At 67.0% G+C, this 14033-nt stretch carries 14 protein-coding genes; 3 read left to right on the plus strand and 11 right to left on the minus strand.

The genetic code is table 11. The features are described 5' to 3' along the window. The first annotated feature begins 87 nt into the window (after nt 1–87). The 3 genes from ACVWZ8_RS22645 (at nt 88) to ACVWZ8_RS22655 (ending at nt 3768) form a co-directional block, all read left to right on the plus strand. Complete coding sequence (locus ACVWZ8_RS22645; protein ID WP_456506072.1) at nt 88–1614, plus strand: sugar ABC transporter ATP-binding protein; 1527 nt, start codon at nt 88–90, stop codon at nt 1612–1614. Next, nucleotides 1611–2627, plus strand: a complete 1017-nt coding sequence (locus ACVWZ8_RS22650) for an ABC transporter permease (RefSeq protein ID WP_456506073.1) — start codon at nt 1611–1613, stop codon at nt 2625–2627. The genes ACVWZ8_RS22645 and ACVWZ8_RS22650 overlap by 4 nt, the downstream gene beginning before the upstream one ends. Nucleotides 2628–2781: 154 nt before the next feature. After that, the gene (locus ACVWZ8_RS22655; RefSeq protein ID WP_456506074.1) at nt 2782–3768 is read left to right on the plus strand and encodes a substrate-binding domain-containing protein; all 987 of its coding nucleotides are present in this window, start codon (nt 2782–2784) and stop codon (nt 3766–3768) included. A 182-nt stretch (nt 3769–3950) separates the two neighbouring features. Here the strand turns inward: ACVWZ8_RS22655 and ACVWZ8_RS22660 are convergent, their stop codons facing one another. From ACVWZ8_RS22660 to ACVWZ8_RS22710, 11 genes are all read right to left on the minus strand, one after another. Beyond that, nucleotides 3951–4925, minus strand: coding sequence for a phosphotriesterase family protein (locus ACVWZ8_RS22660; protein ID WP_456506075.1), 975 nt, complete (start codon nt 4923–4925; stop codon nt 3951–3953). Continuing rightward, nucleotides 4922–5836 (minus strand): shikimate dehydrogenase family protein, encoded by a 915-nt coding sequence (locus ACVWZ8_RS22665; protein WP_456506076.1) that lies wholly within the window; start codon nt 5834–5836, stop codon nt 4922–4924. Before ACVWZ8_RS22665 ends, ACVWZ8_RS22660 begins: the two co-directional genes overlap by 4 nt. Then, the gene (locus tag ACVWZ8_RS22670) at nt 5833–6468 is read right to left on the minus strand and encodes a bifunctional 4-hydroxy-2-oxoglutarate aldolase/2-dehydro-3-deoxy-phosphogluconate aldolase (protein ID WP_456506077.1); all 636 of its coding nucleotides are present in this window, start codon (nt 6466–6468) and stop codon (nt 5833–5835) included. The genes ACVWZ8_RS22665 and ACVWZ8_RS22670 overlap by 4 nt, the downstream gene beginning before the upstream one ends. Beyond that, nucleotides 6468–7436, minus strand: a complete 969-nt coding sequence (locus ACVWZ8_RS22675) for a 2-hydroxyacid dehydrogenase (RefSeq protein WP_456506078.1) — start codon at nt 7434–7436, stop codon at nt 6468–6470. The genes ACVWZ8_RS22670 and ACVWZ8_RS22675 overlap by 1 nt, the downstream gene beginning before the upstream one ends. Next, complete coding sequence (gene xylB, locus ACVWZ8_RS22680) at nt 7436–8938, minus strand: xylulokinase (RefSeq protein ID WP_456506079.1); 1503 nt, start codon at nt 8936–8938, stop codon at nt 7436–7438. Before xylB ends, ACVWZ8_RS22675 begins: the two co-directional genes overlap by 1 nt. 18 nt (nt 8939–8956) lie before the next feature. Then, complete coding sequence (locus ACVWZ8_RS22685) at nt 8957–9541, minus strand: glucose-6-phosphate isomerase family protein (protein WP_456506080.1); 585 nt, start codon at nt 9539–9541, stop codon at nt 8957–8959. A 126-nt stretch (nt 9542–9667) separates the two neighbouring features. Then, a complete protein-coding gene (locus tag ACVWZ8_RS22690; RefSeq protein ID WP_456506081.1) occupies nt 9668–10492 on the minus strand; it encodes a GntR family transcriptional regulator in 825 nt (274 codons plus the stop codon). An 85-nt stretch (nt 10493–10577) separates the two neighbouring features. Next, entirely contained in the window at nt 10578–11429 is an 852-nt protein-coding gene (locus ACVWZ8_RS22695; protein ID WP_456506082.1) for an amidohydrolase family protein, read from the minus strand. After that, nucleotides 11426–12382, minus strand: a complete 957-nt coding sequence (locus ACVWZ8_RS22700) for an aldo/keto reductase (protein WP_456506083.1) — start codon at nt 12380–12382, stop codon at nt 11426–11428. Before ACVWZ8_RS22700 ends, ACVWZ8_RS22695 begins: the two co-directional genes overlap by 4 nt. Next, complete coding sequence (locus tag ACVWZ8_RS22705) at nt 12379–12708, minus strand: L-rhamnose mutarotase (RefSeq protein WP_456506084.1); 330 nt, start codon at nt 12706–12708, stop codon at nt 12379–12381. Before ACVWZ8_RS22705 ends, ACVWZ8_RS22700 begins: the two co-directional genes overlap by 4 nt. Nucleotides 12709–12712: 4 nt before the next feature. Continuing rightward, a complete protein-coding gene (locus ACVWZ8_RS22710; protein ID WP_456506085.1) occupies nt 12713–14032 on the minus strand; it encodes an enolase C-terminal domain-like protein in 1320 nt (439 codons plus the stop codon). Between the last annotated feature and the right edge of the window lies 1 nt (nt 14033).

Consider the following 14033-nt stretch of genomic DNA (forward strand, 5'->3'; position numbering starts at 1 on the left):
GAGGCCGGCAGTGTGCCGGCCGTCGTCCGAAATCCACGAGTACCGGCCGCAAGGCATCAGCGTTATCTCCGAAGAAGTAGGTGAACAGTGGGTGAACCACTACTGAAGGTCGAAGGGATCAGCAAAAGCTTTCCCGGCGTCCAGGCTCTGAGTGATGTCCACTTCGACGTCCATAAGGGCGAGGTTATCGCTTTGGTCGGCGAGAACGGCGCAGGAAAGTCCAGTCTGATGAAGATCCTGTCCGGCATCTACCAAAAGGACGCCGGGACCATCTACCTCGAGGGCGTTCCGGTCCAGATTGACGGCCCGCGGCATGCCCAGGAGCTCGGCATCATCATCGTCCATCAGGAAATGAATCTGATGTCCCACCTTACGGTGGCCCAGAATATTTACATCGGCCGCGAACCGAGGCGCCTCGGCGGCCTTCTGCTGGACGAAAGAAAACTGAACCGGCAGACCGCCGAACTGCTCGGCCGGCTCGGGATCAAGGAATTCGCCCCGACCGACCTGGTCGAGAACCTCACCGTAGCGAAACAGCAGATGGTGGAGATCGCCAAGGCGCTGTCTTTCGACGCCAAGGTCGTCATCATGGACGAGCCGACGTCGGCCCTCACCACCTCGGAAACCGAGACCCTCTTCCGCCTGATCGGTGACCTCCGCGACCGCGGCGTCGGCGTGATCTACATTTCGCACCGGATGGAGGAGCTGAAGCGGATCACCGACCGCATCACTATCCTCCGCGACGGGAAGTACATCGCCACCATGGACACCGCGACCGCCAACCAGCACGAGGTAATCAAGCTGATGGTGGGCCGTGAGATCGACGAGAACGCCCGACCGGAAAACGTCCGCCGGGACAACGCGGACGACGTCGTCCTGCGGGTGGAAAACCTCAGCACGCGGAAGCTGCTCAAGGATGTCAGCTTCGAACTGCGGCGCGGTGAGATCCTGGGATTCTCCGGACTGATGGGGGCGGGCCGGACCGAACTGGCCCGGGCCATCATCGGCGCGGACCGGATGTCCGCAGGGCAGATCTTCGTCAACGGCAAGGAAGTGAGGATCGGCCAGCCTGCCGACGCCGTTAAGTACGGGATCGGCTACCTGTCCGAGGACCGCAAGAGCCTGGGCCTTCTGCTGGACCGGGACGTGAACACCAACATCCTGCTGTCCTCGCTCGGCAACTACACGAATCCGGTCGGGTTCATGAAGTCGGGCTCGGGCAAGGGCACCTCACAGAAATACATTGACTCGCTCCGGATCAAGACGCCGTCGATGTTTGCGACCACGAAGAACCTCTCGGGCGGCAACCAGCAGAAGGTCGTCATCGCCAAGTGGCTGGCCCGCGACTGCGACATCCTCATCTTCGATGAGCCGACGCGCGGCATCGACATCGGTGCGAAGGAAGAAATCTACCGCTTGCTCAACGACCTGGTGGCGCGGGGCAAGTCGATCATCATGATCTCCTCGGAACTGCCGGAGGTTCTCCGGCTGTCCCACCGGATCATGGTCATGGCCGGAGGCCGCATCACCGGGGAAATCGACAGCGACGGTGCTGATCAAGCAACAATCATGGACTACGCCACACGGGTGGAGCAGCAGGGAGCGGAAAAATGAGCGAAATAAAGTCTGTACCGCGCACGGAGGCGCCCGAGGGCGCGGACAAGCGCGAATCACTCCGGGGATCCTTCCTGCGCCAGCGGCTGCAGCAGTCGCTGGCATTCGGAACCTTGATCGTCCTGCTTGCCTTCTTCTCCTTGGCCAGCAGTAACTTCTTCACTTGGACGAACATCTCCGGAATTCTGCTGTCAACTGCGGTGATCGGCATCCTGGCGTTCGGCACCACACTGGTGATCATCACCGGAGGAATTGACCTCTCGATCGGAACGGGCATGACGCTGTGCTCGGTGGTCACGGGCCTCTTGCTGGTCAACCTCCAGTTCCCGCTGGTCATTGGCGTGCTCGGCGGTATCGCGACGGGCGCCTTGATGGGCCTGATCAACGGTCTGAATGTTTCCATCCTGAAGCTTCCGCCCTTCATTGCCACCCTGGCCATGATGCTGATCGCCCAGGGCCTGGCCCTGGTCCTTTCCGGCGTGCGGCCGATCTACTTCAGCAAGGTCCAGGGTTTCAAGGACATCGCCCTCGGCCAGCTCATCCCGGGCCTGCCCAACGCCGTCCTGATCCTGCTCCTGACCGGCATTGCGGCGTACCTGGTGCTTGGCAAGACGCTGATGGGCCGCTACACCTTCGCGATTGGCAGCAACGAGGAAGCGACCAAAATTTCCGGCGTCAACACCGGCAAGTGGAAGATCCTCGTCTACACGGTCGCGGGCATCTTCACCGGTGTGGCCGGCGTCGTCATCGCGGCCCGCCTCGACTCTGCGCAGCCGCAGCTGGGATCCGGCTACGAGCTGCAGGCCATTGCCGCCGTCATCATCGGCGGAACCTCGCTCCTGGGCGGCCGGGGTTCGGTCTTGGGCACCCTCATCGGCGCCCTCATCATGAGCGTTCTGATTAACGGCCTGCGGATCATGTCGGTGCAGACCGAGTGGCAGACGGTCGTGGTGGGAATCGTGATCCTCGTGGCGGTCTTCACCGACTCGCTGCGCCGCCGCCGGGAGGCTTAGGCGGGGCACGTAGCGCCGCCACTAGGCGGGCGGCAGGATCACGGGAAAATTAGTTCGAAAAATAACTTGTATCTACCTGTACTTAACGTTTGAAACCAACAACAATGGTCAAGGGCGGCAATGTTGCCGGCCCGCTCACTGGATGGAGATCTACATGAAACTCGGTAAAAAGGCCCTCGCGGCGGGCGTCCTCGCCGCAGCTCTCTCCTTGACAGCCTGCGGCGGCGGCTCCGGCAGCGCGACCCCCAGCGGAGGGGGCGATGGCGGTACCCCGTACGTAGCTATGATTTCCAAGGGCTTCCAGCACCAGTTCTGGCAGGCTGTGAAGAAGGGTGCCGAGGACAAAGCCAAGGAGCTTGGCGTCAAGGTCACCTTCGAGGGCCCGGCTGCCGAAACCGAAATCGATGCGCAGCTGCAGATGCTCCAGGCCGCTATCGATAAGAAGCCGACGGCGATCGCTTATGCCGCGCTGGACCCGGAAGCCTGTGTCCCGGCGATGGAGCAGGCGAAGGCCGCCAACATTCCGGTGGTCCAGTTCGATGCCGGCTGCAAGAGCGACTACCCGGTGAACCTTTCCAAGACAAACAGCATGGATGCCGGCGCAATGGCGGCCGACCACATGGCTGAGCTGATCGGTAAGAGTGGCGAGGTCGCCGTCGTCGGCCACAGCCAGATCAACAGCACCGGTGTGGAGCGCCGCGACGGCTTCCTGAACGCGATGAAGGCCAAGTACCCGGACATCAAGGTTGTCGACGTCCAGTACGGCGACGGCGACCACCTGAAGTCCGCTGACATCGCCAAGGCGATGATCCAGGCCCACCCGAACCTCAAGGGTCTCTACGGCACCAATGAAGGCTCGGCCGTCGGCATCGTCAACGCCGTCACCGAACTTGGTCTCAAGCCAGGCAAGCTCACCGTCATCGGCTTCGATTCCGGCAAGGCCCAGCTTGACGCGATCCGAAGCGGTCTGATGGCCGGCGCTATCACGCAGGATCCGATCGGCATGGGTGCCGCCACGGTGCAGGCCGCGATTGACGCCTCCAAGGGCAAGTCCCTGCCGAAGGTCACCGACACCCCGTTCTACTGGTACGACAAGAACAACATGGACGACGCCAAGATCGCCGCTGTGCTTTACCAGTAGGTTGCTTCATCACTAAGGAGTGCTGTAACAGGCATTCACACGAAGAGGCCCCGGATTTCTCCGGGGCCTCTTCGTGTGCATCGCTGAGATGCCTGGCTGGATTTCCGCGGCACCCGGCCAGCCGGCCCATGACATGACCGTGCCAAATGGCAAACCCGATGGCCGGATCGTCGCCCGCGAGCCTAGCCAGGCTCGGGGCCGGTGTGCCACTGCAGCACCCGGGCGGCGTTGTCGACCAGGATCCGCTCTGCAGCGGCGGCGCCGACGCGGTCCGCCAGCCGCGGAACGAAGCGCTTCGGGAGGTAGGCCAGGCCGGGCATTCCGCCGTAGGAGACGTACCGGGTGCGGCGGGCGACGTCGCCGCCGAGGAGCAGGCGGCTTCCGCCGCCGCCGGCGATGACCTGCCCGGCGAGGGTGATCAGCTCGGAATCCGTGCGGCCCTTAGGGCGGGCCATGCCGTCATAGCCCAGGTAGGCGCCGCGAGAGGCCAGCTCGAGGTGCAGCCCGGCGTCGGGGTTGCGGTCGGCGTGGGCCAGGATCACCCGGGACTCCGGGACGCCGGCGGCAGCCAGGAGGTCGAGCAGTTCGTGGGCTGCCGTGCAGAACTCCAGGTGCACCATGACGGGGGCGCCCGTGACGGCGTGGGCCACCGCTACGGCCGCCAGCACGCGGCGTTCAAAGGCCGTGATGGACCAGTAGCCGATCCCGGCCTTCAGCAGCCCCGCGCGCACCGGAGCCGGGCCGGGGCCGGAAGATTCCGCCAAAGGTTCCGCGGACTCTTCGGGTGTCCCGCAGCCTGCCGTGAGCTCGGCGGTGAACCGCCGGGCAAGGTTCTCTTCCCGTTCCCCGCGGAGCCAGTGCTCCGCGGGGTAGTGGGCCTCCCGGTGGGCACCGGTGGTGGCGACAATGTGGAGCCCGGTTGCGGCGGCGATGCGTGCCGTCGCCGCGGGATTGCGCCCCAGGCCGAGCGGGGTCGCCTCCACCATCGCCGCCATGCCGGCGCCGCGCAGCAAGGCTGCCTCCCGGCCGGAAAGCAGCTCGTCGTCCAGCTCGTCCCCGGGAAGCAGAGGAGAGGACTGGAACAGGTGCTCGTGGTAGTTCGTCGGTCCGAGCGACTCCGGCTCGATGTCTCCGAGGACGGTGCGGACGAAACTCATCTCGCGCTGGCCGCTGCTTCGGCCAGCTGGTCCAGCAGCTGGTCGGTGAGTTCGACGTCGAATACCTCGGCGATGACCTGGCTCCAGCCGTGGATGAAGTAACGCCAGCCGTCAACGACGGTGAGCTGCCGGCGTTCCGCCTGTTCGCGGGCCTGGGCCAGGAACTCCAGGGAGCCGCGGTAGTTGAACTCCCACACGATCGCGTCCCGGGGGAAGTCGACGCCGTCCGGGACAGGGGATCCCGGACGGTCCTTGCCGAGGCCGCTGGCGTTGACCACGAGGCTGCCCGCCGGGGCTTCGGCCATCACGCGCGCGGTGTCCTCAGGGCCTTCGCTCAGCCGGTACTCGAAAAGACCGGCTGGGAGCTGGCCTCGGGCGTGGACGTCGGCCAGGTGCTGGAGGCGGACCGGGCTGGTGTCGGTGCAGACGATTTTCTCGGGCGCGTCGGTGTGACCGGCCAGGTACCAGCTCAGGGCGGTCCCGGCGCCGCCGGCGCCGAGACAGATGACGTGGGCGCCGGTTTCCTTGAAGTGGCCCGGCGGCAAGAATTCCTCAAGGGCCAGGCCCACGGTGATGGGGTCCTTGGCGTGGCCGATCAGCCGGCCGTCCCGTTTGGAGATGCTGGAGATCTCGCCGCAGAGCCGGCCGAACTCGTCGATCTCGTCGAAGAGGTCGTGGGCCGCCTGGTACAGGTCCATCTTGTGGGTGGTGACCAGCGCGCCGCGGTGGTTCTTGTCGTCGCGGATCCGGGTGACCAGCTCGCGGTACTGTTCCCGGCTAGCCCCCAGGGGGAGGTCGTGGCCGGAGAGCCGGTCGGTCGGCAGCTGAAGGATCCGCGCCCACTCTGGAAATATCTTCATGATCGAGGATCCCGAGGTGGTCACGCCGACAAATCCCATGTAGCCGTTCATGCCATCGCCCTTTCCAATGCGGCGCTGAAGTTGAGGGCCTTCTCGCGGACCAGGTCATACCGTCCGGCAGCGAGGTCGGCGGTGGAGCAGAGGTCGGAGCCGGCGCCGACGGCGACGGCTCCGGCGTCGAACCATTCGCCGATGTTGCCGGGGGTGACCCCTCCGGTGGGCATCAGCGGCACGTCCGGCAGCGGGCCGCGGAGCGCCCGGAAGTAGGAGGGTCCGCCGAGGGAGGCGGGAAAGATCTTGACGACGTCGGCACCCAGGCCCACTGCGGTGAGAATCTCGGTGGGCGTCAGTGCGCCGGCCATGACGAGGGATCCGGTGGCCTTCATTGCCGTGACGGTCTCGGCGACGGTGCCGGGGCTGACCAGAAACTCCGCGCCCGCGTCGACGGCGTCCTCGGCCTGGGCACGGGTGAGCACGGTGCCGGCGCCCAGATAGATCCCGTCGCCGTATTCGGCGCGCAGGGCGCGGATGACGGCGGGGGCGTCCGGGGTGGAATAGGTGATCTCCAGTCCGGTCACACCCCCCTCCAGCAGGGCGGCGGCGCCGCGGATGGCGCTCTCGGTGCTGGGGGCCCGCACGACGGCGAGGATCCCGGTCTGCCTGAGTTTGAGAAGGTCGGCCATTAGTTCACTTTCGTAGGAGTCGGGCTGACGGGGTTGGGCGGCGTCCGCCCTTCCAGGACGGCAAGCAGGTTGTCCACGGCGATGGATCCCATGCCGTCGACGGCCTGAACGGTCTGCGCACCGAAGTGCGGAGTGATGACCACCCGCGCCGCGAGCTGCGGATCAAGCACGGGGGAGTCTTGCCCGCTCGTGTCGCCGCGCAGGGTGTCCGCCGCGAAGGCTGCGAGCACTCCGGTGCGCAGGGCGACGGCGACCGCCTCCTCATCTACGAGTTCCGGACGGGCGGTGTTGACCAGGACGAGCGGTTTCGCCGCGCCGGCCAGCCAGGCCGCGTCGATGAGCTGCTGCCCGCCCGGGGCGTGCAAGGAGATCACGTCGCATTTCGCCGCCATGCCCGCCAGCTCCAGCGGTTCGGCGCCGAGGCTCCGGATCAGTTCGGGGCCCATGAAAGGGTCCGAGGCGTACACGGTGGAACCGAAACCGGAGAGCAGGCGTGCCACGATCTGCCCGATCCGGCCGAAGCCGACCAGGCCCACGGTCAGCGAGCCCAACTCGCGGCCCCGGATGACCGACCAGTCCCGGTTCCGCACCCGGCGGTCACCCTCCGGAACGGTGCGCAGGACGGCCAGCATCAGGGCCAGGGCGTGCTCGGCGACGGCGTTGGAATTGGCGCCGGGGGTATTGGTGACCACCACGCCCCGCGCTGCTGCGGCCTGGACGTCCACGGCTTCGAAACCCACCCCGTACCGGGCCAGGACCCTCAGCCGCGGCGCCGCATCCAGATGGGCTGCGGTGACCTCGCCTGTTCCGGCGATCCACCCTTCCGCCACGGCCAGATCGGCGCCGATGGCGTCCAGGGAGTGGTCCGCGGGGCCCCGCCGGACGGTGTAGCCGCGGCCTTCCAGCCGGGAGACCAGGTCTTGTTCGCCGGAGGAGAAGGAGCGGGAGGTGACGAGGATGACCGGCATCAGTGCTTCCCCCGACGGGTCGGGAACCACGGTTCCAGCTGGCCGTAAGCATCGAGGAAGGTCTGGTGGCTGGCCGCGTAGCGTTCGTGCGCTTCGCGGTCGGGCTGGAACTCGGCGGTCACCCGGGACAGCTCCCGGGCGACGCTGAAGTCGTCCACGAGTCCGAGTCCCACGCTGGCGGTCACGGCGGCGCCGAGGCTATTGGCTTCTTCGACGATGCTCCGCCGCCGGACGGTCACGCCCCAGACGTCGGCCATGATCTGCAGCCAGGTGTCGCTGGCCGCACCCCCGCCGATGGCGTCGATCCGACTGATGGCTGCCCCGGCCTCGTTGAAGGCGTTGACGCAGGTCCCCAGGTTAAAGGCCACGCCTTCAAGGACCGACCGGATCATGTCAGCTCGGCCGTGGTGCATCTCGAGGCCGACGAAGGCCCCCGCGGCCTGGGGGTTCCAGTATGGAGAGCGCTCGCCGAGCAGGTGCGGCAGGAAGTAGAGTCCCGACTCGCTCGCGGTTGCGCCGGCCGCTTCGGCAATGAGCCGGTCAAAGCGGTCTTTCTCGCCGCGGTCGGCGAACAGTCCGACGGCCCACTGGAGGGACGCTCCGCCGGCCTGCATAGTCGCGGTGGGGACGTACTTCCCGTCGATGACGTGGTCGAACGTCATGGTCCGGCGGAGCGGGTCGATCAGCGGCGCGGCCGTGACGATCTGCACCCACGAGGAGGAGCCAAGGTAGACGTACGCCTGGTCGCCCTCGGAGACGACGCCGGCGCCCACGGCTGCCACCGGGCCGTCACCGCCGCCCATCACCACCGATGTAGCGGTGTTGAGGCCGGTGGCGGCCGCTGCCGCGGCCGTGAGGGGGCCGACGACGTCGGTGGACTTGAGGATTTCGGGAAACAGTGCGGGATCGATCCGGGCGGCGGTCAGCATCCGTTCGGACCAGGTTCCGGTGGTCTGGTCGTAGGCGTTCGTGGCGGAGGCATCGGAGTGGTCCGTTGCGAGCCGCCCGGTGAGCCGGTGCACCACGTAGTCCTTGGCGAGGCAGACGTGGCGGACGCGGCTGAAGACCTCGGGTTCGTTGTCCCGGACCCACATGACCTTGCTCAGCGAATACGTGGGGTTGATCCGGTGACCGAGCATGGCGTAGGCCTCCTGCTCGTCGAAGGCTTCGGCCAGTTCGTCGGACTGGGCGACGCTCCGGTGGTCGGCCCAGATCAGGGCGGCCCGGACCGGCGCGTAGTCGCCGTCGAGGAGCACGGCTCCCATCATCTGTCCGCCGACCACGAGGCCCTGCACCGACCCCGGATCAACGCCGGTCTCGGCCAGCAGCTTCCGCGTGGCCTGGACCACCGCGTTCCACCAGACATCGGGATCCTGCTCGGCGCGGCCGCCGGCAGCAAAGTGCGGCTCGTAGCTGATGGTGACGGCCCTGAGGAGGGTTCCGTCAGCCTCGTGCAGGGATGCCTTGTTGCCCGTCGTGCCGAGATCGTGAGCGATGATCATGGGACCGGTCCTTCCGTCTTAGGCCTGTGCTGCGAAGAAGGGTGCGAACTCATGGCCCGAGTCCGCGGAGTAGACGCGCTGGCCCATGCCGTGCTCCAGGACCCAGCCGTAGTCGTGGCCGGCGCAGCCGGGGTAGACCGCGAGGAACTTGTAGGGCTCGGAGCCCACGTTGATGCTGCGGTGGGCCCAGCCCGGCGGGATGTAGCCGATCACGCCGGGGGCCATGTCCACCCAGGAGGTGTTCTCGCCGTCGAACATCAGCAGCCCGCCCTGCCCGGAGATGCCCAGGTAGATCTCGCCCTGGTGGTTCGGGTGCTGGTGGCCCTTGGTCATCCAGAACTCCCCGGCGGTGGTGCCGGGCTCGATCGTGGTGATGGACTGCGGGAGTTCCCGGTCCGCTTCCGGCACCGGGGTGGAAACCACGGAGTAGACCACGGGATTGCCGTTGGTGACAGCCTTGTTCCAGGCGTCCTTGTCCGCGAACAGGCCTTCCAGGTCCGACATGCGGCGTTCCAGCGTGGGGCCTTGCGGCGACAGGGTGCCGGCCTGCGCGTCGAAGCGGATGGTCATGGGCGGAACGGGGGGTGTAATGAATTCGCTCACGGGCAAAAGTCTCCTGAGAATCAGCAAATAATCCGTTGCCGATGCGGCAACCTGTAATTACAGGTTACATGCCAAGCGGTTCCTTGGGAATCACCAGGAGGAGCTGGCCCACGCGGCCCGCGGAGCTCAGCCGGTGGTGACGCGGTGGAAGCCGGCCGTGCCGGAGCCCGCCGAGGCTGCGTCGATGACAACCTCAAAACGGCTCTGGTCCCCACGGTGGTGGGCAATGAAGAATTCCAGCGGCCGGTCCGCCGCGTCGTAGACGATGCTCCGCAACTGCATGAGCGGCGCGCCCTTCACGATGCCCAGCGCCTCGGCCTGCGTCTTGTTTGCCACGGTCGCCTCGACCGAGCGGATGCCGTGGTGCGCGCGGATGCCGTTCCTGGCCAGCACGGCGTAAAGCGACTGGTTGCGCAAGTCGGCACCGAGCACGACCTCGGCCATGTCGCCGGGAAGGTAGGTGGTGGTGAGGGACCATGGGGAATCTTCAACATAACGGAGCCGCTCGAGGACGACGACGGGTCCGCCGGCCGGGATCCGAAGCGCCTCGGCCACCGTGTCGTCGGCAGGGACCACCTCCCGGCGGCGCACATCGCTGTAGATGCTGCCGCCGCGGGACTCCACGTCCGCGTAGAGGCCGCGGAGGGTGTGGACCAGGCTTTCGGAGACCTTGCGGGGGGCCACAAAGGTGCCCTTGCCCTTGACCCGCTCGATCACGCCGTCGTGCTCGAGCTGCCCCAGTGCCTGCCGGACCACGGTGCGGGAAACCCCGTACAGCTCGCACATGCCGTGCTCACCGGGGAGACGGTACCCCGGGGCCAGCTTGCGGTTCGAAATTTCCAGGGTCAGCTGGTCGCACAACTGCCTGTACATCGGCAGCGACGCGTCCTTGACCATCTTGGCCGGGGAGGCGTCGCTCGGCACCGCAGTGGCGGCTGGGGGTTTTGTCATGGAAAGCGCCATTCTGTGCATCCGGCGTCGGCACGCCTGAAAGACATCTTAGACCCGGCCATCCCGGGCCCGTGGCGGGATGGAATCAGGCCACCGCGCCGCGGCGGTATACCCGGTGTGATGTGGCGGCGAGGATGTCATCCTGTTCGGCCGGGCTGAGCGTTTCAATCAGTTCCTTGAGCACCTGCCAGGTGGGCTGGTAGCCGCCGGCGGGGACCGACACGGGCCAGTCGCCGCCGTACATGAGGCGTTCCGCTCCGAACAGCTCCAGGGCTTCGTGGAAAACCGGTTCCAGTGCGGAGGCGTTGTATTCCGCGCCGGGAATACGAAGGCCGGACAGCTTCGCCACAGTATTAGGGTGGGCCGCGCATGCGGCCAGTTCGAGTCGCCACCGGGCCATCGCATCAGGATCGGCAAGCGGCGGCTTGCCTAGATGGTCCACGACGACGGTGAGGTCCGGGAGCGCCTTTGCCAGTTCGGCTGTGGCTCCGAGGTGGCGCGGGAAGGCGTCCGGGATGTCGAAGGGCAGGCCGGCCGCAGTAAGCAGGGCGAGCGATTCGCGGACCGGGGCAAGGGCAAGGAAGTCGTCCCGCGGATCGTCATGAATCAGATGCCGGACCCCGCAGAACTTGTCTGATTCCAGCCACCGGTCCAGCTGAGCTCCGGCGCGGGAGGGCGAATCCAGCTGGATCCAGCCGACCACGCCGCGGATCCAAGCTTCCGCGGCGGCGGTTTCGAGCAGGAACCCGGTGTCCTCGAGCGTGTCGTCGGCCTGGACGAGGACCGCTTCCGCCACTCCGGCAGCGTCGAGCTCCGCACGTGCCTGGGCGGCGGTGAAGTCCTGCTTCAGCTCCGGCACTGAATCCAGCCACCGGTACCGGCTGCGGCCGAGGCTCCACAGGTGCAGGTGCGAGTCAACCGTGGGGAGCCCGGTCACCGGGGAATCAACCCCTCCGCTTCAAGCGCGTCCCAGAGGGCCTGGGGGAGCGGCCGGCCCATGCCGGCGATGTTGGCACTGATCTGCTGCGCGCCACGCGCGCCGATGACCACGTTGCGCACGGCCGGGTGCCGCAGCGGGTACTGGATGGCGGCGACGGGCAACTCCACCCCGAACGTGGCGCAGACGGCGGCGAGGCGCCGGGCCCGGGACAACAGCTCCCGCGGCGCCGGTCCGTAGTTGTAATGGGCGCCCGCCGGAACTTTCGCCTTGGCCAGGATGCCCGAGTTGAACACTCCGGCGGCAACGACTCCTACGCCGCGTTCGACGCACCGGGGCAGCAGTCCGGCCAGGGCGGGCTGCTCAAGTAGTGTGAAGCGGCCGGCGAGCATGACCAGGTCCAGTTCGGTGCGGTCGATGAGCGTGTGCAGGGCTTCCGCGGAGTTGGATCCCACCCCGATGGCCCGGACGAGGCCCTCGCGCTTCAGCCGCTGCAGGGCCGGCAGGGCATTTTTGAGCGCTGCGTCCATGTCATAGGCGTCGGGGTCATGCAGGTAGAGGATGTCCACCCGCGCGATGCCCAAACGGTCCAGGGAGTCCTCCAGGCTCTGCCGGATGCCGCGTTCGGTGAAGTCCCACCGCCGGGTGCTCCGGGCGGGGACGGCGAAGCCCCCGGTGTCCAGCTCGCCGGACTGGTAGTCCGGGTTAGGCTCCAGCAGCCGGCCGACTTTGGTGGAGATAACGAACTCCTCCCGGGGGCGGGTGCGGAGGAATTCGCCGAGCCGCCGTTCCGAGAGCCCCAGACCATAGTGCGGCGCCGTGTCGAAGTAGCGGATACCGCCGCGCCAGGCGGCCTCCAGGGTACGCCGGGCGGCGTCGTCGCCCATGCTCGAATACAGGTTCCCGAGAGCGGCGGCGCCGTAGCCCAGCGGGCCGAGGGGCAGTTGTGTCATTGCCGTGCAAGCTCCCACACCATCGGGATGCCGCGGTCCTCACCCGAATAGTCGTCCTCGACCTCAAGGAGTTCGGCCATTTCCGCCTGCCAGGGGATGTTGGCAGGATGAGCGGCAAGGAACCTGCGCATTTTTGCGTAGTCGTCGACCTCCACCACATGGAAAAGCTCACATCCGCTGCGCCAGATCCGCCAGCTGTGCACGCCGATCCCGCGCATGGCGGACGCGAGCTCGGCGGGGATCCGTGCGTGGATCCGGTCGTAGTCGGCCTCACGGCCGGCCTTGAGCCGGGTGTGCAGTGCGATGCGTTCCGGGGCTTTGCTCATCGGATCAGCCTGCCACAGCTTCAACCGGAGCGGCCCACGCCGGACCGGCAGGGAAGGCGAACTCCGCCAGAGAGTGCGCTTTCATTTCGCTCCCGCCGCCCGGAGCTGCAGGCGGCCAGTAGCGGCCGCCGTGGACGTCGACCGGGACGACGAAGTGCTCGTGGAGGTGGTCGACGAATTCAATCATCCTGCCCTCGAGCTGCCCGGAAACGGCCACGTAGTCGAACATGGAGAGGTGTTGGACGGCTTCGCAGAGACCCACACCGCCGGCGTGCGGGCAGACCCGGACCCCGAATTTCGCTGCGAGGAGCAGGATAGCGATGTTCTCGTTCACGCCGGCCACCCGTGCAGCATCGAGCTGCAAGACCTCAAGGGACCCGGCCTGCAGCATCTGCTTGAACACCACACGGTTCTGGACGTGCTCCCCGGTCGCCACCGGAATCGGGGCGATGGCACGGGCGATCGCGGCGTGGGCCAGGATGTCGTCCGGGCTCGTCGGTTCCTCCACCCAGGCGAGGTCGCGGTCGCCGAGACCGCGGATCCAGTCGATGGCCTCCGCGGTGTCCCAGCGCTGGTTCGCGTCCACGGCAATCTTGATACCCGGACCGCAGGCGTCCCGGGCAACGCGCAGGCGCCTGACGTCATCCTCGAGGTTGGCGCCCACCTTGAGCTTGACCAGCGGGAAGCCGTCCGCGACAGCCTCGCGGCACAGCCGGGCGAGCTTGGCGTCGTCGTAGCCGAGCCAGCCCGGGGTGGTGGTGTATGCCGGGTAACCGGCCCGGAGCAGCTCGGCCTCACGGCCCGGGCGCCCGGCCTCGGCGCTGCGCAGGAGATCGAGGGCCTCATCCGGGGTGAGGGCATCGCTGAGGTAGCGGAAGTCCAACAGGTCAACCAGGTCCTCGGGGGACAGCCGGGAGAGCAGCTGCCACAGCGGCAGACCGGCGCGTTTCGCCTTCAAGTCCCAGAGGGCGTTGATGGCGGCCCCGATGGCCATGTGCATGATCCCCTTCTCGGGTCCCAGCCAGCGCAGCTGCGAGTCGTGCACCATGGAACGCCAAGTCCCGCCCATGTCCTCCAGGAGCTCCTCGGTGTTCCGGTCCCGGAGGTACGGAATGAGGGCCGTGAGGGCGCTGGCCACCACTTCGGTTCCGCGCCCGATGGTGAAGACAAAGCCGTGGCCCTCGAGGCCGTCGCCGGCGTCGGTGCCGATCACCAGGTACGCCGCCGAGTAGTCCGGGTCGGGATTCATGGCATCCGAGCCGTCCAGGGACGAGGACGTCGGAAATCGGACGTCACTGACCGTGACGGCGGTGATGGTACTCACG

Source organism: Arthrobacter sp. UYCu723 (assembly GCF_054059215.1).

What these genes read in the sequence shown, in the direction of transcription:
- ACVWZ8_RS22660 (WP_456506075.1), bottom strand. Translation starts at nt 4,925, where the DNA reads ATGAGTTTCGTCCGCACCGTCCTCGGAGACATCGAGCCGGAGTCGCTC.
- ACVWZ8_RS22705 (WP_456506084.1), bottom strand. Translation starts at nt 12,708, where the DNA reads ATGAGCAAAGCCCCGGAACGCATCGCACTGCACACCCGGCTCAAGGCC.
- xylB (WP_456506079.1), bottom strand. Translation starts at nt 8,938, where the DNA reads ATGATCATCGCTCACGATCTCGGCACGACGGGCAACAAGGCATCCCTG.
- ACVWZ8_RS22700 (WP_456506083.1), bottom strand. Translation starts at nt 12,382, where the DNA reads ATGACACAACTGCCCCTCGGCCCGCTGGGCTACGGCGCCGCCGCTCTC.
- ACVWZ8_RS22690 (WP_456506081.1), bottom strand. Translation starts at nt 10,492, where the DNA reads ATGACAAAACCCCCAGCCGCCACTGCGGTGCCGAGCGACGCCTCCCCG.
- ACVWZ8_RS22670 (WP_456506077.1), bottom strand. Translation starts at nt 6,468, where the DNA reads ATGGCCGACCTTCTCAAACTCAGGCAGACCGGGATCCTCGCCGTCGTG.
- ACVWZ8_RS22655 (WP_456506074.1), top strand. Translation starts at nt 2,782, where the DNA reads ATGAAACTCGGTAAAAAGGCCCTCGCGGCGGGCGTCCTCGCCGCAGCT.
- ACVWZ8_RS22675 (WP_456506078.1), bottom strand. Translation starts at nt 7,436, where the DNA reads ATGCCGGTCATCCTCGTCACCTCCCGCTCCTTCTCCTCCGGCGAACAA.
- ACVWZ8_RS22650 (WP_456506073.1), top strand. Translation starts at nt 1,611, where the DNA reads ATGAGCGAAATAAAGTCTGTACCGCGCACGGAGGCGCCCGAGGGCGCG.
- ACVWZ8_RS22665 (WP_456506076.1), bottom strand. Translation starts at nt 5,836, where the DNA reads ATGAACGGCTACATGGGATTTGTCGGCGTGACCACCTCGGGATCCTCG.